The sequence below is a fragment of the Butyrivibrio sp. NC2007 genome (assembly GCF_000421405.1).
Classification (GTDB): domain Bacteria; phylum Bacillota; class Clostridia; order Lachnospirales; family Lachnospiraceae; genus Butyrivibrio.
The window spans coordinates 62135-81310 of sequence record NZ_ATWY01000010.1 but is presented as its reverse complement, the minus strand read 5'-3'; the positions used below and the strand labels follow the sequence as shown (position 1 = coordinate 81310).

Here is a 19176-nt window from a genome sequence, read left to right as displayed (position 1 = left end):
ATATGGAGAATCATGATTTAAAGCAGGAAGTCACGGATAAGTACTCACTTAGAGGCCGTGTATTCCACAGGATCAGGGAAGATATCTTAAACGGTAAATACAAGGATCATGAGGAACTTAAGGAAGTTGCCATCGGTCAGGAGCTTGGTGTATCAAGAACTCCTGTAAGAGAGGCCTTCAGACAGCTTGAGCTTGAGGGACTCATCACGATCATCCCCAACAGAGGAGCCTACGTTACCGGTATCAAGGTAAAAGACATCCAGGACATCTATATGATCAGGTCCAAGCTTGAGGGATTATGTGCAAGATGGGCATGTGAGAACATAACCAAGGAACAGCTTGAGGAGATGGAGGAGAACATCTATCTTGCTGAATTCCATGCTGCCAGAGGCCACATGGAGCAGATGGCAGAGCTCGATAACAGATTCCACACAATCCTCTACGAGGCATCAGGCTCTAAGATGCTTGAGCACCTCCTTAAGGATTACCATCAGTATGTCTGGAGAGTTAGGCAAAAGACCCTTTCCAGTAGCCGTGGCGCTGTTTCAAACGTCGAGCACAAGTATATTATGGAAGCTATCAGGGAGAAAAATCCTGATAAGGCAGAGGAGCTTGCAAACCAGCACATGATCAACGCTTATGACAACATGGTTGATCACGGGCTTCTTGATATGTACGAATAAAACAAAAAAAGGAGATTAGCCTAATGAGCAAGATTCAGATGACAACACCCATTGTTGAGATGGATGGAGATGAGATGACAAGAGTCCTTTGGCAGATGATCAAGGACAAGCTTATTCTCCCTCACATTGATTTAAAGAGCGAGTACTACGACCTTGGTCTTAAGCACAGAGATGAGACTGATGACCAGGTTACTGTAGATTCAGCCAATGCAACCCTCAAATACGGAGTTGCTGTTAAATGCGCAACCATTACTCCCAATAACGAGAGAGTTAAGGAATACGACCTTAAGAAGATGTGGAAGAGCCCTAACGGAACCATCAGGGCAATCCTTGACGGAACTGTTTTCCGTACACCAATCATGGTTAAGGGAATAGAGCCCAATGTAAGAACCTGGGAGAAGCCTATTACTCTTGCAAGACACGCTTACGGCGATGTTTACAAGAATGTAGAGATCAGAGTCCCCGGACCGGGTAAAGCAGAGCTTGTATTTACTGGCGATGACGGAAAAGTAATAAGAGAGACCATCGAGGAGTTCAAGGAGCCCGGAATCATTCAGGGTATCCACAACAAGGACGCTTCAATCAGGAGCTTCGCAAGAGCATGCTTTAAATATGCTCTGGCTGAGAAGAAAGAGCTCTGGCTCGGAACAAAGGATACCATCAGCAAGACCTACGACAGAAGATTCAGAGAGATCTTTGATGAAGTATTTGAGACTGAGTTCAAGAAGGATTTCGAGGAAGCAGGAATCACATATTTCTACACACTTATTGATGACGCTGTTGCCCGCGTTATGAAGTCAAAGGGCGGATTTATCTGGGCTTGCAAGAACTATGACGGAGACGTTATGAGTGACATGGTTTCATCAGCCTTTGGTTCACTTGCCATGATGACTTCTGTATTGGTATCACCCACAGGTGTTTATGAGTACGAGGCTGCTCACGGAACCGTTCAGAGACATTACTACAAGTACTTAAAGGGTGAGCCTACATCAACAAACCCTGTAGCAACAATATTTGCCTGGACAGGAGCACTCAGAAAGAGGGGAGAGCTCGACGGAATAAAAGAGCTTTGCGACTGGGCAGACAAGATGGAGAAGGCAACACTTTCTGTTATTGAGTCAGGACGTATGACAGGAGATCTTGCCCTCATCACGTCACTTCCAAATCCTGAAAAACTCGGAAGTGAAGAATTTTTAGATGCAATTGCGGAAGAATATGCTATACTTTGAGACGTAAATGACTTGATATAGTTTTGGAGTTTTAAGATGATTCTTTCGGTACACGGATTATATAAGAGCTTTGATGGAAAGGACATCCTTAGGGATGCCTCTTTTCATGTGGAAAACAATGAGAAGGTTGCCATTGTCGGTATTAACGGAGCCGGCAAGACAACCCTTCTTAAGCTTATACTTGGGGAGCTGTCTCCCGATGACGGTGACGTTACTTTTGCAAAAGACGTGACCGTCGGTTACCTTGCCCAAAATCAGAACATCGACACGGAAAATACCATCTATGAGGAATTCAAAGAGGTAAAGAGAGAGGTTTGGGAGCTTGAGGATAGCATCAGAAACGCTGAGGAGCAGATGAAGCACCTTGAAGGTGATGAGCTTACTGCGCTTCTTGACAGATACACCAAGATGAATGAGGAGTTCCAGAGAAAGTCAGGCTATGCCTGGAAGAGTGAAGTCACAGGCGTTGCAAGAGGTCTTGGCTTTTTGGAGGAGGAGTTTGATAAAAAGATAAGCACTCTCTCCGGAGGTCAGAAGACGAGAGTGGCTCTGGGTAAGCTTCTTTTACAAAATCCCGATCTCATTATCCTGGATGAGCCCACCAACCATCTGGATATGAATTCAATCAGATGGCTTGAAAACTATTTGCTCAACTATAAGGGAGCGGTCATCATCGTATCCCATGACAGATATTTCCTTGATAAGATAGCAGATAAGGTGATAGAAGTGGAGAATTGCAGAGTTTCCTCATTTACGGGAAACTACTCCGATTATGCCATCAAGAAAGAGCAGAAAAGAGCTATCGAATGGAACGCCTACATCAAACAGCAGGCGGAGATTAAGCATCAGGAAGAAGTTATTGCCAAGCTTAAGTCCTTTAACAGGGAGAAATCCATAAAAAGAGCTGAGAGCAGGGAAAAGATGCTGGATAAGATCGAAGTCCTCGATAAGCCCGTGGACGTTAATGACAGCATGAAGATCACGCTAAAGCCTAATTGCGAGAGCGGAGGAGATGTCCTTACTGTAGAGGGGCTCTCTAAGTCCTTTGGTAACGAGAAGCTATTTGAAGGACTGGATTTTGAGATCAAGAAGGGCGAGCATGTGGCAATCATCGGCGACAACGGAACCGGTAAGACAACACTGCTTAAGATGATAAATCAGGCAGAACCCATTGATGCCGGCAAGATTACCTACGGCGTCAAGGTTCACGTGGGTTACTACGACCAGGAGCACCATGTACTTCATGATGAAAAGACTCTTTTTGAAGAGATATCAGACGCTTATCCGACACTTAACAATACTCAGATAAGGAACACTCTGGCTGCATTTCTTTTCACAGGAGATGATGTGTTTAAGAGAATCGGAGATTTATCCGGCGGCGAGAAGGGAAGAGTGAGTCTTGCTAAGCTCATGCTCTCTGATGCCAACTTCCTTATCCTGGATGAGCCTACAAACCACCTTGACATCACCAGCAAAGAGATCCTGGAGTCGGCTATTTCCGGCTACGAGGGTACTGTTTTGTATGTAAGCCACGACAGATATTTTATCAACAAGACAGCCACCAGGATTTTGGACCTCACCAGAGGAAAACTGGTGGGATACATAGGAAATTACGACTATTACCTTGAGCATGTAGATGAGCGTATGGAGAGACTCTTTGGTGAAAAGAACCTTTCCGGACCGGGATTTGCAGACAGCGCTTATAAGTATGAAGACTCTGCTGTAGCAAGCGAGGCTGAAAGCACAGATGAAGCAAAGCTATCATCGGGAGCTGACGACTGGAAAGCCCAGAAGGAGGCTCAGGCCAGAAAGAGAAAGCAGGAAGCTGCTCTTAAAAAGTGTGAAGAGGAAATAGAAAAGCTGGAGGCAAGAGATGCCGAGATCACTGAGCTTTTATCGGATCCTTCAATTGGAACAGATCTGGGAAGGCTCCGTAAACTCTCGGATGAGCAGAGCGATTTACAACAAAACCTTCAAAGACTCTACGATGAATGGGAAGAGCTCTCTCTCTGATGCACAATTTCCGATTGACCTCATATCCCAGCGAATATATAATAAATTTGATTTGGTTTAAACTAAGGAGATAGCGTTGAATCAGTTATATATTCCATTGTTATGGGAGCTGCTGCTCATTGTTTCCACTGCATTCTTGCCCAAGCAGACGCTGTACCTGTTCTTTGTATTCTACCTGGGTATTCTTTATTATTTTTATTATTTTTATAAGCAGTTTTCATTTAGAAAATTACATAAGAATTTCGGCAGGATAATCACTTTCTGGATTCCTGTTGTGCTTACATTTATCGGTCTCTACATCGCGGATTACTTAAAGACAGACGTCGTACCGGAGCTGTTTCCAACGGCCAAGCCCGGTGTGGTCCAGATAATCTATCACAATGAGCTTTTGCCGACACTGATGTATGCCATCATGATGATCGTACTTAAGCCCGTTGCTGAAGAGCTCTTTTTCAGAAAGGCTCTTATCAAGTTTGGAAGCAAGAAAAAGGTATTCGCCTTTACGGTTCTTTCTCTGCTACTGTGTGCACTGACACGTGCCCACGGACTTTTGGGGATAGCAGAGTGGGTACTTATGGCGCTGCCTGTTACCATAGCATATGTCGCTACAAGGAATATCTATATTTCCCTGATGGCACATGTCCTTTTTGAGTTCTATGACAACATATATTCAGTTGTTTACACTATTGCCAGGATATTTAACAGATAACCTTGCAATTTATGTAAAAATAAGCCCCTAATAACTTTCACAAGAGGAGAAAAGAGGAGAAACGTATGTTGGAGAAGTTATTCAAACTAAAGGAGCATGATACTACCGTCAAAAAGGAGATCATTGCCGGTGCTACCACGTTCCTGACCATGGCCTACATTCTTGCTGTTAACCCTAACATTTTGGGAACAGTTATGAATGCTAACGGTGTCTTTGTAGCAACAGCGCTTGCGTCTGCAATTGCTACATTCATTATGGCATTTCTTGCCAATTACCCTATCGGTCTTTCTGCAGGACTTGGACTGAATGCGTATTTCGCATATACAGTATGTCTTGGAGAACTTGCAGCTGAGGAAGATCCTTTCAGAATCGCTCTTACAGCGGTATTTGTAGAAGGTATTCTCTTTATTGTACTTTCATTCTTCAAGTTCCGTGAGCAGATCATCAACAGTATTCCACAGAACCTTAAATATGGTATTTCAGCCGGAATCGGTCTGTTCATTGCTTTTATCGGAATGCAGAATGCCCGTATCATCGTTGCTAACGATGCAACAGTAGTAGGCCTCGGAAGCTTCTCAGACCTTGATATGGTCCTTGCACTTATCGGACTTATTGTTATTGCAATTCTGGTTCACTACAACATAACCGGTGGTGTTCTTATCGGAATCATCGCTATCTGGATCGTAGGCATGATCCTTCAGGCAGCCGGTATCTACACAGGCGCTAATGTATTCCCTGATTTCTCAAACGGCCTTCAGCTTGGAGCAATCAAGGATACAGCATTTAAGCTTAACTTCGGATGGGCAGCAAGCCATCTTATTCAGTTCCTGGCAATCACATTCAGCTTCCTCTATGTTGACCTCTTTGATACAGTAGGAACAGTAGTAGGTGTTGCTGATAAGGCAGGACTCCTTGACAAGGACGGAAACCTTCCAAGAGTTGGTAAGGTATTCCTTGCAGATGCTGTTGGTACAACAGCAGGTTCACTCCTTGGTACATCAACAATCACAAGCTTTGTTGAGTCAAGTGCCGGTGTAGCAGCAGGCGGAAGAACAGGTCTTACAGCTCTTACAACAGGTGTACTCTTCCTTGTATCACTTGTACTTAGCCCTATCTTCCTTGCAATCCCTTCATTTGCTACAGCTCCTGCACTTATCTATGTAGGAATGCTCATGCTCATGAGTGCTGCTAAGATCAAATTTGACGGCGACATCGCTGATTCAGTAGGTGCTTACCTTGCAATCGTTATGATGCCTCTTGCATACTCAATCGCTACAGGTATCATGTTCGCAGTTATTGCATGGGTAATCCTTAAGGTTTGCACTAAGAAAGCTAAGGACGTTAGCCCTGTTATGTGGTGCGTATTTGTTTTGTTTGTTCTCAGAATTGCAGCTCTGGTAACAAATTTCCAGTAATTCGAATTTAGTTTTTTATAGGCCCGCTGTGTGTAGCAGCGGGCCTTTTATTATTTTTTCATAAAAGGTGTTGATTTTTTCCTCGAGATGATGTATTTTATCTTATGAATTTCAGATTTATTAGCAATTCTTTAAACAAACGCATTTTGATGCAGTCGTTTACAAATCCCAGTGACTAGTAATTGTAATGACAAGATATATGTAATAATAGGCGCATATAGCGCAGAAATGGAGTTATTTTGAGAGAAAAATATGAGACATTAAAACTCGGTGATCTTCGTGATATTGCGAAGAAGCGTGGAATCAAGGGCGCATCCGGAATGAAGAAGTCTGAGATAATTGATCTTATGTGCGAACTTGATGAGAAGGAAGCAGCTAAGGCATCTCCGGCCAAGAAGGCTGAGAAGAGCGAAAATGAGCAGCCAAGGGAGAAGGCACCTGTTCACAAGAAAAAGGTAGTTGTAACAACTAACAAAACAAATACATCTGCTGAGGAGCCTGCCAAGGAAGAAGAGCAGCAGCCTCAGGAGGTTGAAGATGGCGACAGTGCAGATGGAATCCTCGAGGTAATGCAGGATGGATATGGATTCATCAGATGCGAGAATTACCTTCCGGGTGAGAACGACGTTTATGTTGCGCCAAGCCTTATAAGGAAATTTAATCTTAAGACGGGAGATATCTTAAAGGGTATTTGCAGAGCCAAGAAAGAGAACGATAAGTTCGCAGCTCTTCTTCGTCTTGATACAGTAAACGGATACAAGCCTGAAGTTGCTATGGGCAGATGGGATTTCGAGAAGATGACTCCTATATTTCCCAATGTCAAGATTCCTCTTGAGCAGCCCGGATGCAGCGTAGCCATGAGAATTATGGATCTTATCAGCCCAATCGGTAAGGGACAGAGAGGTATGATCGTATCACCCCCTAAGGCAGGTAAGACAACACTTCTTAAGGATGTTGCCAAGTCAATCTTAAAGAGCAGCAGAGATATTCATCTCATCATCCTTCTTATCGATGAGAGACCTGAGGAAGTTACAGATATCAAGGAGTCTATCGAGGGACCTAATGCAGAGGTTATCTATTCAACCTTCGATGAGCTTCCCGAGCACCACAAGAGAGTTGCTGAGATGGTTATGGAGAGAGCCAAGAGACTTGTTGAGCACGGCAAGGATGTGGTTATCCTTCTTGATTCCATCACAAGACTTACAAGAGCTTACAATATCGTAGTTCCACCTTCAGGAAGAACTCTTTCCGGTGGTCTTGATCCGGCAGCTCTTCATATGCCTAAGAGATTCTTTGGTGCAGCCAGAAACATGAGAGAGGGCGGAAGCCTTACAATCCTTGCAACAGCTCTTATTGAGACAGGTTCCAAGATGGACGACGTTATCTACGAGGAGTTCAAGGGTACAGGTAACATGGAAATGGTTCTCGACAGAAAGCTTCAGGAAAAGAGAATCTTCCCTGCCATCAATATTCCTAAGTCCAGTACAAGAAGAGAGGATCTTCTTCTTACACAGGAAGAGCTCACAGCTATCAACAGCCTTAGAAAAGGCTTTAACAGCATGAAGGCTGATGAGGCAGTAGATCAGTGCATCAACCTCTTCTCCAAGACTCGCAACAATGTTGAGTTTGTAAGAATGGTTGAGAAGCAGATGAGATTCTGATAGCAAACAAATAAGCCCCGGGTCATACGACTCAGGGCTTTTATTATTTATGTGTTTAGATGTCTCTAAGGTCTAACAGATTTTCAATATCCTTGGCCTGTTTGGCCAGCCTCTCTTCCTGTTTGGCCTGGCGCAGTGTCTTGTCGGTTATGTGTTCAAGATTCTTTGGATCAAAGGGATTTGTGCCACCGGATGATATTGTGAGAGTTTTTGGTCTCTCCGGGATAAGCTCTTTTGCAATATCCTCGTCAACTTCCTTGATCTGCTGTTTCTCGGAAATCTCAGGATTGAGGTTGGTCTCGGGTACATTATCAAGTACAGGATGACCTTCACTCTTCTTGGACACCAAAAGACCAATAAGATCCACATTCAGATTTGAAATGCTGCAGCCGACAGCTCTTTTGCCTCCAATCTCGAAGTTCCTTACTACCTTGGTGGAGATTTCATAGTTGTGGAGAGTATCACCGTATCTGAACATTACATCTATATTGTCACCAATCTTAAGAATGGTTGAATCATCAACAAGAATAGAAATTCCTCGCATTGAGATATCGTGCACAATACAGTTCTTAAGGTCCATATTGTTGCCGTTTATTGAAATAAGGCCAAGCTTATCAATATAGAATCTCTCAGCCTTTCTGGAGTTCTCAGGCTCTAATTTGGAAGAACTCTTTATGAGATGGAAGTTACCATATCTGGTCTTTACAGGAGTAATGGTGGTGGACATGAATTTGTAAACACGTCCGTCGCGCTTATTCCTGATCTCTACGCTTGATGGCTCCAAAAACTGCATGTATTTTCCAAAGTATTCCATGGGCTTAACCAAAAGTCCTGCAGCCACGCCAAAAATAGCCTCAGTCATAAGAACTATGCTGTGCCCGTTGATGGCTGCGTGGATCTTTACTTCTGAACCATTGGAAATTTCACTGACTTTCATTGGAACAACCCCCATTACATGAATCTAAGATTATGATATACTGAACAGAGTAAAAAATCTAGCATCAGGAGCGATTATGATCAAAGAGAATCTTGAATTAGTCGAGAAAAATATAGTATCTGCCTGCGAGAAAGCCGGCAGAGACAGGAGTGAAGTGACACTGATCGCTGTAAGTAAGACCAAGCCCGTAAGTGACATAAGACAGGCAATGGACTGTGGTATTACAGTTTTTGGCGAGAATAAGGTCCAGGAGATCAAGGACAAGACAGAGGAGATAAAAGAGCCGCTTTCCTGGCATATGATAGGCCATCTTCAGGCCAACAAGGTAAAATATCTTCCCGGCAGAGTGTGCATGATCCACTCGGTTGACAATGTTAAGCTGGCTGCCGAGATAGAGAAGCAGTTTGCAAAGACTGATGAGGTAATTGATGTTCTGATCGAAGTAAACATGGCGCAGGAGGAGAGCAAGTTCGGTTTATCTGCAGAGGAAGTGCCTGATTTTGTAAAAGAGATTTCACAGTACCCTCACCTTAACATAAGAGGCCTTATGACAATAGCACCATACACTGAGGATGCTGAGAGTAACAGAGTATATTTTAAGGGCCTTAGAGAGTTAAAAGACAGAATTAACGAAATGAATATCCCGGGTGTAAAAATGGATACTCTCTCAATGGGAATGACAGGAGATTACCAGGTGGCAATCGAGGAAGGAGCCACATTTGTCAGGGTTGGAACAGGAATTTTCGGAGAGAGGGACTATACACATATTATTAAATAAATATAAACGAATTTACACTAAAAAAGCCAGATAGTATAATAAATTTGTATACGTTTTGGCTTTTTATTTGCAGTTAATCAGGAAGGCATCTATGCTCAGAACAGTTCCTTTATCTAAGGCATTATCAATTGATCAATTGAATCATCTGATAGATACAGGGCATGTTTTTGTCACTCCTTTTGGACTAAACAGGACCTGTTATATTGTTGTGAATCATAAGCCGTTTATGGTTATAGCAACCGACATATCAATCAGGGGCGTCCAGCTCTCGGGCTCATGGTATACATGGGAAGAAGTTGAGGCTATGGGCGGAGTATACGACTCTGAATTTGAAGCTCTTAAGGCAATTGCCGGTGGAGCCTGATAATACTACTACGTCTTTTCTGGAGGCATAAATTTTGGATTACGTTTTTTATTATATAGAAGCACATCTTGCCTGTTTTTTCATTCTTGCTCTGATCTACTATAAGATCGTAAAAGCAGTTAATAAACAGGCATCTTCTATCTATATAGCCAGACTTATCGGAATACTAATGCTTTACTTTTTGGCAGAGATATTCTGGGTGCTGGTTGATGGACGGGTCATAAAATATTCGATAACACTGACATATTTGTCCAATGTTTTCACTTACATTTTAATAACGATGGTAACTTACAACTGGTTTATTGTCTCCGAGTCGCTTCAGGGAGACGGTATTGTAGAGGACAGGAAAAAGAGGCGTCTTGTCTTTATACCTGTTATCATATCTGCAGTTCTCTGCATAACAGCATTTTGGACAGGGCTTCTTTATTATGTCGATGACAGTGGAACACTGGTAAACGGAAGATTTTATGTGATTCTGGTCATCATTCCTTTTGGATATATGATCGCATCATCCATAAAAGCTTTTTCCAGATTTGCCAATAAGGATAAGTACGCCGAGAGAGGAATCTATCTGATGATAGGTATCTTCCCATTTGCTCCTATTGTATGTGGAATCCTTCAGGCTAGTTTCTGGAGAGTGCCCTTCCTTTGCTATGGAGCGGTAGTTGCAGTGCTTTATGTATATACAACTATCCAGGACAATATGATTTCCATTGATCCGCTGACTCAGACCAATAACAGAAATCAGATGTATAAATTCCTGATTAAGAAAATGAGAAATGAAGAGAGCGGAATGAGTCTGTTCCTTCTCATGGTTGATGTGGATAAGCTTAGAACAATAAATGACGCCTTTGGACACACTGAGGGTGACAGAGCACTCATCAGAGTTGCAAGTGCTATTAAGGACGCCTGTCAGGGCCCGAGAGGAAGAATGTTTGTGTCCAGATACGGCGGAGATGAATTTGTGATCGTGGCTGAGATGGCTTATAGGGCAGAAGCTACATATCTTGCGGAGCAGATAAAAAACAATATCAGAAGATTATCTGATATTGAAGGAGCACCCTATGATGTAAGCGTAAGCATAGGAATAGCACAGTATGACTACAAGGCTCCTGTTTCACTCCAGGCCTTTATTGCCAGGGCTGATTCTGATCTGTATCAGAACAAAAAGATGAACAATGCTTAAAATAAAGAGCTTATCAGACTTATTATGACTCCTGTAAGAATAAATGCTGCAAGTATTGAAATGGCATAGATGAATTTCATGCGTCCCATAGGTCTTCTCCTTAGATGGTTATGTTAAAACGTGATATACTTATAATAGTATATCAGATTGGAGGGGCATAGGTATGCAGATTTATGTATCCGGCAGTGTACTTAGAAGCGGTGACGGTTCCATTGATCATCCTTTCAAAACAATACAGGAGGCCGCTCAGGCAGCTAAAGCGGGAGATACTGTATTTGTGGCTCCCGGTATATACAGAGAATGGGTAAAACCTGTAAACTCAGGAACTGAGAAGGACAGGATACAATATATCAGCACGTCACGTGGGGAAGCAATCATCACCGGCGCTGAGCGCCTTTCGGGGTGGGAGAGCTTTGAGAACGTATGGCGTGTCAGGATTCCAAACAGCTTCTTTGGGGATTACAATCCCTATATCGATGAAGTCAGAGGGGACTGGTTCTTCCCTTCTGAACACAATCCACACACAGGCGATATATATTTAGACGGAAAGTCTATGTACGAGGTCTTTGACCTCTCTCTTTGCATGCATCCACATAAGGATAAGAGGTCCTGGGATCCCGATTTTTCAACTTATGTATGGTTTACAGCCCAGGAGGACGGTAATACCGTAATCTACGCTAACTTCCAGGGAAAAGACCCGAATGAAGAAAATGTAGAGCTCTCTGTCAGGAAGGCATGCTTCTATCCGGAAAAGACAGGTATAAACTATATAACACTCTGCGGATTTACCGTAAGATGTGCTGCCACCCAGTGGGCTCCGCCGACTGCTTACCAGGAAGGTATGGTAGGTCCTCACTGGTCCAAGGGATGGATCATCGAGGACTGCGAGATCTATGAATCAAAGTGCAGCGGAATATCTCTTGGCAAGTACTTCCAGAGAGGCAATAACAACAAGTGGTCCACTACCTTTGTAAAGATCGGAAGCCAGACTGAGAGAGATTGCATATGTCAGGCTGTAAATGAAGGATGGGATAAAGAGAGTGTCGGCTCGCATATCGTTAGACGCTGCGATATCCATGACTGTGGTCAGACAGGTATTGTAGGACATCTTGGCGGTGTTTTCAGTATCATTGAGGACAACCATATCCATCATATTAACAATAAGCATAATCTCGCAGGTGCTGAGATAGGTGGTATCAAGCTTCATGCAGCCATTGACACCATAATAAGGCGCAACCACATTGACCATTGTACCAGAGGACTCTGGCTTGACTGGCAGGCTCAGGGCACAAGGGTCACTCAGAACTTTATGCATGACAATGTTCCTCCGGAGGGTGCTATCATTGATAACAGCCTCTCACTTGGCGAGGATATTTTTGTTGAGGTTTCACACGGCCCTACACTTATAGATCATAACCTGCTTCTGTCACAGATTTCCTGCAGACTGAGCACACAGGGCCTTGCGTTTATACACAACCTGATCGCCGGATCATTTTCTTATGTTGGACAGGGAACTGATGATGGAACCAGAAAGATGACCACATCAAGGTTTACGCCTTACCATGTTCCTCACTCCACAAAGATTGCAGGATTTATGACAATCCAGCACGGAGATGCAAGGTTCTACAACAATATCTTTATTCAGCAGAAGGTCAGGCAGGATCTTTTGGATTTCTGCATTTCAGAAAACAGCGATACCATGGACCAGCACAACTTTATCTGCGGAACCTGCCCGTACAATAAGTTCCCGACGGCATCAGAGTATTTTGCCAAATTCACTAAGATACCGGCCTGGGAAGTAGGAAATGATATCTACTATTCATATCTGCCGGTATATACCGGAGGCAATGCCTACTACAACGGTGCAAGACCCTGCGATGGCGAGCTTGCTGCCCACGTTGATAAGGATCACAAGATCAGCTTATACCTTGATGAGGAGGATGGAAGATATACTCTTCACACAAACCTCTACGAGTATCTGCCAAGATCCTTTACTATGCCAATGAACACCGAGGCTCTTGGAATAGCTTTTGAGCCTGAGCAGAGATTTGAAAATTCCGATGGCAGTGCCATTATGTTTGATATGGACTACTTCGGAAGAAAGCGCGGAAGATTCCCTGTTGCAGGACCTTTTGAGGAGTGCAATACCGACAGGTTTACCGTTCAGACATCAGGCTTTGGACCATACAGGATCAAACATGCCGAAAGACCCAGGATCGAAGGCAAAAAAGATGAATTTGAAGATGTCAGAGAGGATGAGGAGCTGAGGGAAGACGTAGAGCCTTCAGTTTCTGAAGAAGTGCCGGAGACCGAAAAGGAGAGGGAAGACATACCTGAGCCCGAGTCCTTTGTCGAGGAGATCAATTCCAACATTATGCTCACAGGGTGCGATGGCGCCGGGATCTCTTTTCCCTTCGAAGGAAGCCTGTTCCAGGTAAGAGATATGTTTGTTAAGGGCAATGAAGTCTGGCTGTACGACGGCGTAAATGATAAGCTGGTAGAGCTTGACTGTGAGTACGGAATTTATCATACTTTAAAGAAGTGGTCTGTAGGAGCTCTGCAGTCCATAGATGTATCGGATGACCCTAACTGTGAGGGCTTTGTTCGCACGGCAGGAACACTCCTTTGCATCCTTAATAAGAGCATGGCCCATGACCCTGCAGATACCTGTGCTACAATTCAGGATAAGGTCAACTCCGGAATTGAGAGTAAAGGTATCAAGATGCGCTTTACCCCTAAGTACTTGAAGTTCATCAGGAACAAGAAGTTCATATCCCTGGAGGATGTTATCTACAGGATGAGCAAGGGCAATATGGATATAGTCACAGAGAGACTTGAAAAACTCTGATCAGAATAAAGAAAAAAGGTAATCAACGTTTATGGAGAGAAGAGCAAACTGGTATAAGCTCGACAATGCTGCGAAGATTGTACCTTCAACTGCAAAGGGAGCCAATACCAGAGTATTCAGACTTACATGCGAGCTGAAGGAGGAGGTTAATCCCGAAATCCTTCAGCAGGCGCTGGATGATACAATAGAGGAATTCCCATTCTTTAACTGTGTTCTTCACAGGGGAATTTTCTGGTATTATCTCGAGGACAGCAATTTAATGGCCAAGGTGGAACAGGAGCATACTCCTGCCTGCCTTCCTCTTTACATTCCCGGTAAAAAGAATCTTTTATACAGGGTCAACTACTTTAACAAGAGGATAAACCTTGAGATGTTCCATGTACTGGCAGACGGTACCGGAGCTTTCATGTTTTTTAAAAACCTTGTTACAAGGTACCTCCAGATAAGGCACAACCTCAGCGAGGACATTAAACCATCCGATGATTTTTCTGTGGAAGAGAAGAATGTGGATGCCTTTACAGACAACTACTCCAAGCAAAAAGGTCTTAAGCAGCTGGGAGAGATGAGATCCGTTAAGGCTTATCAGGTAACGGGAGAAGTGGATGACAATCTTTTGCCACACCTTCTTGAGGGCACTGTATCTGCGTCCAAGTTCCTCGATCTTGCCCACAAGTATGAGTCAACAGTAGGCGTTTTGTGTGTTGCACTGTACATAAAGGCTGTAATACAGGGCATGAACAGACATCAGATGAGAAGACATATCGTAGTCAGCGTACCTGTTAACCTGCGTCAGTTCTATAAGAGCGGAACAGCAAGAAACTTCTTTGGTGTCATCAATATTGACTATGATCCGAAGAACTATGACGGTGAGCTAAAGAGCATAATAGAGCCTGTTGCCAAGGACTTTAAGGAGAAGCTCTCATCTGAAAACATAGAAAAGACCATGAATTCCTACTCATCATTGGAGCATAACCTGGCGATCAAGATGGTTCCGCTTCCAATCAAGGACTTCACCATCGGAAGATTTGACAGGGCAGCCAAGAGGGGCGTTACAACATCTATGTCTAACCTTGGACAGATCAAGATGCCTCCGGAAGTTGCCGATTATATCGACAGATTCAGCGCTTTTATGACTGCTTCGTCTCAGCAGGTGTGTGTATGCACCTTCAAGGACAAGATGGTATTCGGCGAGGTTTCGCCCTTCAAGACTCATAAGACCATGCTTAATTTCTTCAGATGTCTCTCTGAGGAGGGAATTGAAATTGAGCTTGGAACCAATGATTACGATATGTACGAGGAAAAAGAGTAAATGCAGATTTGTCAGAAATGTAATGTGAAAATAAGAGGCAGAAAGGAATGCTGCCCTCTGTGCCAGGGAAGACTTAAGGAAGTCGAGGGAGATGACAACCCATCATTCCCAATTCTTGAAAAGAGAAAGATCAGCAATATCACTTTCCTTAAGATGTGTACTTTTTTGTTTATAGCATCGGAGATAATCTTTGGGGCTATCAACATAATGACAAAAGGAGAGTTCTCTTTTATAGGCCCTGTTATGTTGGGACTTTTTGTTGGGTGGATTGATGTTATAGCAACCATGTATCTTAGAAATAACCTTATCAAGGTCATAACCTTTGAGGTTGTCGTTGCAATTGTAGTTGATCTTTATATCGATATAAAGACCGGTTTCCATGGCTGGAGTGTCAATTGGATGATCCCAATGACACTGATAGGACTTGCCATCGCAACCAACATCATTGCGTGGGTGCTTAAACTTCGTCTTGACGAGTATATCCTGTACATTGTCCTTGATTTTGTAATGGCACTTGTTCAGATAATTTTTATCAGAAACGGCATGAATACTTTCCCATGGCCGGCAGTAGCAAGTATTATCACCTATATGATACTCATCGCGGCCCTGATAATTTTCAGATTCAGAGATCTTAAGAACGCATCGGAGAAGATGTTTAATATATGAGCATCAAGAACAGACTTAATAAAAACAACATCAAAAGAGGTCTTGTATTTGCCTCCAGAGCCGGGGATTTTGTAGAGAATTCCATAAGCAGAGCCATTGAGAATTCCGGAAGAAAGGCAGAGGATCTTCCAAAGGATCCCGAAAAGATGACATGGTACAGAGTACCGCTTGAAAAAGGACTTTCGGGGGATGGGTCAGAGTATTACATCTATGTAAAACTGGCTGATCCTGACAAGCTGTGCGTTTTTTTCTCGGGTGGAGGAGTGGCCTGGAATGAATATACCGCTGCAAGGCCTGTAACCGGTGGAAAAGTGGCAGCAAGACAGCCGAACTTTTACTGGAACAATCTAAGGCCTTTTACCCAGCTTATGAATATAAATGTCGGTATCACCGATATTAAGAACGAGGCCAATCCATTCAGGGACTGGAGCTTTGTTGTCATAACCTATGCAACGGGAGACTTCCACATCGGTAACCACGACTATCCATATAAGGCCGAGGATGGAAGCGGTGAGATACTTCATTTCCATGGCTATGTAAATTTCCTCGAGAGCATGAAGGTGGCAAAAGAGCTTTTTCCTGCGCCTTCACATCTTCTTATAGCCGGCAATTCCGCCGGTGCTTTTGCTGTGCCTGCTCTTGCGGGAGAAGTGGTGGATAACTATTATCCGAACGCAAGAAACATCACACTCTTTTCAGACAGTGGACAGCTCCTTTACAAGAAATGGCGCTCTACGGCCAAAAATATATGGCAGGCAAAAGAGAGCTTCTGGAAGCCTATTCATGGGGACAATATCACGCTGGAATGGTATAAGGATCTCTACAGTAAATATGGCGATAGATTCACTCTTTTATATTCGAGTTCAATTCATGACTATCTTCTGAGTGCTTATTATAACGACATAATAAACAAGAAGTACGAGACGGATGCTGATGTGCAGAAGGAATATTACGATCAGCTCTGTGAGATGGTTCGTCAGTTAAAAGAGATAACACCTCATTTTGGGATTTTCTTGAATGAATGGAAAATCCCGCTCATTACCATGGGCGGGACTGTACATTGCAGTGTGAGAGAACCTCATTTTACGCTGTTTACTCAAAACGGGATCTCTATGGCTGACTGGCTTAAAGATGCAGTTGAAGGAAAAGTCTATGATGTGGGACTCGACCTTCTTAAAAACTCTTAATCAATAAAGCACTTCTCGATAAGAGCTTCATACTCCTCACGAAGAGATTCAGGAATATCATATTCATCAAGAGCCTCTGTAACTGACCAGTGCTCATTAATCATCGAACGAAGAATGTTGCGGATGACACTAAGATCAAGCGCTTCCAATGTCGCAGCTGTTGTCATATCTCTACCTCCTCACAATACTTTTACATAACACTTTAACTACCATATATTGTAGTATAAAATATTCTATATACAAGTATTGACATTTAGATTTGAGTTACTTTTGTAAAATATGCACAGAAACTTGAGGGGACTTTCATGCATATAACTACAATTGCACTTATAACCTCAATTATTGGGCTTATCAGCTCGTTTTTTCTGGTGGGGATAATTCCGTCACTGGTGTCATTTATTATGGGCATAAGACTGATCATTGAGGAAAAGTCCATAGATATAGTAAGGATCCTGGCGATTTCCTTTGCGGGAATTCTGCTTCCAATTGTCATGTATCTGAACACCTTTGGACTGCATCTTCCGACACCGGATGAGGGCGGCAGAAATTTTTATCAGCAGATAATGATAAACAATTATTCAAATCTTGCCAAAGGCCTGGGGATCATTAAGGAAGAGAATACGCTTCTTGCAGAAGAAAACGTAAGTGATTCTGCCGGCGAGGAGATGACCTATTACACCAATACTCCCAAGACTCACAGCGAAGAGGCGGCAAATAGTGCCGGCGCTTTAGCATCTTCCGAAAAGCTTCCGGAGATATTTGAAAGTCTTGACAGTATTGCTCCTGCTGAAAGGAATAAAGGAGGAATAATCTCCATCGCGCCATCTGATGATGACATGCCATCCTACGGCGGACTTCCGGTGGGTACCCTTATAGTAGCCCAGTATTTCAGGGAGGATGATCACAATGCCAATCCGATCCTGGTTTTGCAGAACAAATCAGGAGATTTGTGCAGATATGAGTGTATCTTTACGGCCAGAGACAAGGATGGAAATGAGATGGCAATCTCCGAGAAGACCGTGGAGGTTGTAAGGGACGGAAGTGTCTTTGTCTTCGAGGGAAGATTTGACAAAAAGGACCTTGGCGGAGGCATTCCCGATGCCTTTGAGTTCTCTATATCAAAACGTGATCCTTATGAAAAAGACATGTCGACAGACGTGGCAGTCTATACCGCGGTAGAAGGCAACTCTGCAATTCTTACGGCGGAGAATAAGTCTGACAAAAAGGTCAAAGTGGATGCTTATGTTCTTTTCTTTGATGGAAAAGAGCTTGTGGACTGCATGTGGATGATTCCCCAGAACACCGATGAAGTGTGCCTTGAGCCGGGAAGTGCTGCTTCCATTAAGGGAGACGCCTATTACAGGTTTGATCATGTAGAGACGTTTTATACAGCTTATGAGGCTGTAGGTGAATAAAAGATTTAAATCTACTGCGCGTTATATTATAATAAACATAGATATTATTACGAAGACCATCAGGAGGAGACTATGGCACAGGAAAGAGAAGATCTGATACATTCATTGGCGAAATCAATGGGAGTGGGGGATGCACAGAAAGCAAAATATACTTCCAATAAGTTCAATACTGAGACAGGCGCAATGTATGCAAATGGCCATGCGATTCCCAGGGGAACAATAGAGCAGGCTAAGGTATATTTTACAAATCAGTACAGAAAGATTGCTGAAAAAGATGACGAGGGAGCCAAGGAAATGGCTATGCTCTATGAAGTGGCAGTTGAAGCCATAAATATGATGGTTGAAAACACAAATGCACCGGCAGACAGACCTCAGGTTTAATACCTGAGGTTTTTATTTTGACTTTTGATATTTCTGACAATGATGTCAATTATTGATGCTTATGCGCATTTTGTCAACTAAATGCTTTAATGCTTTAAAGCGTGTTGTGCATAATTTATACTTTTTGTATTGTATTATGCCGAAAATTGTACAATATATTTGTTAAATAGTACAAAAAATAAAAAAAGTATAAATAGGGCTATTGCAATTTGCACAAATAAGAGATATGATGATTTTGTCGTAAAGAACTGACCGACAGTCGATTCGAAGAGTTTTGATTTTTGGAAGTTTGAAACGGTGACAGAATGAACGAGACATCCTGGTGTACATTAAAATTAATAGAGAGCCTTGAGAAAAGAGTAAGGGTTAAATGAGGGGGAACCTCATTTTACTTT

The 19176-nt window shown here is 43.1% G+C and carries 17 protein-coding genes; 15 read left to right on the top strand and 2 right to left on the bottom strand.

The genetic code is table 11. The features are described 5' to 3' along the window. Positions 1-2: 2 nt before the first annotated feature. From G632_RS0109405 to rho, 6 genes are all read left to right on the top strand, one after another. Entirely contained in the window at positions 3-683 is a 681-nt protein-coding gene (locus G632_RS0109405; RefSeq protein ID WP_022768810.1) for a GntR family transcriptional regulator, read from the top strand. A gap of 23 nt (positions 684-706) precedes the next feature. Beyond that, positions 707-1912 carry an NADP-dependent isocitrate dehydrogenase gene (locus G632_RS0109400; RefSeq protein ID WP_022768808.1) on the top strand — a complete coding sequence of 402 codons (1206 nt, stop codon included), beginning with the start codon at positions 707-709 and terminating at the stop codon, positions 1910-1912. Between the two features lie 36 nt (positions 1913-1948). Then, positions 1949-3925 (top strand): ribosomal protection-like ABC-F family protein, encoded by a 1977-nt coding sequence (gene abc-f, locus G632_RS0109395; protein ID WP_022768807.1) that lies wholly within the window; start codon positions 1949-1951, stop codon positions 3923-3925. Positions 3926-4001: 76 nt separating this feature from the next. Then, complete coding sequence (locus G632_RS0109390) at positions 4002-4634, top strand: CPBP family intramembrane glutamic endopeptidase (RefSeq protein WP_022768806.1); 633 nt, start codon at positions 4002-4004, stop codon at positions 4632-4634. Between the two features lie 65 nt (positions 4635-4699). Further along, complete coding sequence (locus G632_RS0109385) at positions 4700-6049, top strand: solute carrier family 23 protein (RefSeq protein ID WP_022768804.1); 1350 nt, start codon at positions 4700-4702, stop codon at positions 6047-6049. Between the two features lie 239 nt (positions 6050-6288). Next, on the top strand, positions 6289-7710 hold the full coding sequence (rho, locus tag G632_RS0109380) for a transcription termination factor Rho (RefSeq protein WP_022768803.1): 1422 nt from the start codon (positions 6289-6291) through the stop codon (positions 7708-7710). Between the two features lie 55 nt (positions 7711-7765). Here rho and G632_RS0109375 read toward each other — a convergent pair whose 3' ends face one another. Beyond that, positions 7766-8647: a PilZ domain-containing protein gene (locus G632_RS0109375; protein WP_022768802.1), complete on the bottom strand. Its 882-nt coding sequence runs from the start codon at positions 8645-8647 to the stop codon at positions 7766-7768. Between the two features lie 76 nt (positions 8648-8723). Here G632_RS0109375 and G632_RS0109370 point away from each other — a divergent pair, with 76 nt between their 5' ends. The 7 genes from G632_RS0109370 (at position 8724) to G632_RS0109335 (ending at position 16985) form a co-directional block, all read left to right on the top strand. Continuing rightward, on the top strand, positions 8724-9425 hold the full coding sequence (locus tag G632_RS0109370) for a YggS family pyridoxal phosphate-dependent enzyme (RefSeq protein ID WP_022768800.1): 702 nt from the start codon (positions 8724-8726) through the stop codon (positions 9423-9425). Between the two features lie 91 nt (positions 9426-9516). Beyond that, complete coding sequence (locus tag G632_RS0109365) at positions 9517-9789, top strand: hypothetical protein (RefSeq protein ID WP_022768799.1); 273 nt, start codon at positions 9517-9519, stop codon at positions 9787-9789. A gap of 34 nt (positions 9790-9823) precedes the next feature. Then, positions 9824-10975 (top strand): GGDEF domain-containing protein, encoded by a 1152-nt coding sequence (locus tag G632_RS0109360; RefSeq protein ID WP_022768797.1) that lies wholly within the window; start codon positions 9824-9826, stop codon positions 10973-10975. A 163-nt stretch (positions 10976-11138) separates the two neighbouring features. Beyond that, positions 11139-13823: a right-handed parallel beta-helix repeat-containing protein gene (locus G632_RS19455; RefSeq protein WP_022768794.1), complete on the top strand. Its 2685-nt coding sequence runs from the start codon at positions 11139-11141 to the stop codon at positions 13821-13823. A gap of 31 nt (positions 13824-13854) precedes the next feature. Then, on the top strand, positions 13855-15132 hold the full coding sequence (locus tag G632_RS0109345) for a hypothetical protein (RefSeq protein WP_022768793.1): 1278 nt from the start codon (positions 13855-13857) through the stop codon (positions 15130-15132). After that, positions 15133-15798, top strand: a complete 666-nt coding sequence (locus G632_RS0109340) for a DUF6320 domain-containing protein (protein WP_022768791.1) — start codon at positions 15133-15135, stop codon at positions 15796-15798. Next, complete coding sequence (locus tag G632_RS0109335) at positions 15795-16985, top strand: pectin acetylesterase-family hydrolase (protein WP_022768790.1); 1191 nt, start codon at positions 15795-15797, stop codon at positions 16983-16985. The genes G632_RS0109340 and G632_RS0109335 overlap by 4 nt, the downstream gene beginning before the upstream one ends. Here the strand turns inward: G632_RS0109335 and G632_RS21975 are convergent. Next, positions 16982-17152, bottom strand: a complete 171-nt coding sequence (locus G632_RS21975) for a hypothetical protein (protein ID WP_022768789.1) — start codon at positions 17150-17152, stop codon at positions 16982-16984. The two genes, G632_RS0109335 and G632_RS21975, sit on opposite strands and share 4 nt — an antisense overlap. Before the next feature lie 138 nt (positions 17153-17290). Here G632_RS21975 and G632_RS0109325 point away from each other — a divergent pair, with 138 nt between their 5' ends. Together G632_RS0109325 and G632_RS0109320 are read left to right on the top strand one after the other, a co-directional pair. After that, complete coding sequence (locus G632_RS0109325) at positions 17291-18400, top strand: hypothetical protein (protein WP_022768787.1); 1110 nt, start codon at positions 17291-17293, stop codon at positions 18398-18400. 72 nt (positions 18401-18472) lie between these two features. Next, positions 18473-18781, top strand: a complete 309-nt coding sequence (locus G632_RS0109320; protein ID WP_022768786.1) for a hypothetical protein — start codon at positions 18473-18475, stop codon at positions 18779-18781. Positions 18782-19176 lie beyond the last annotated feature (395 nt).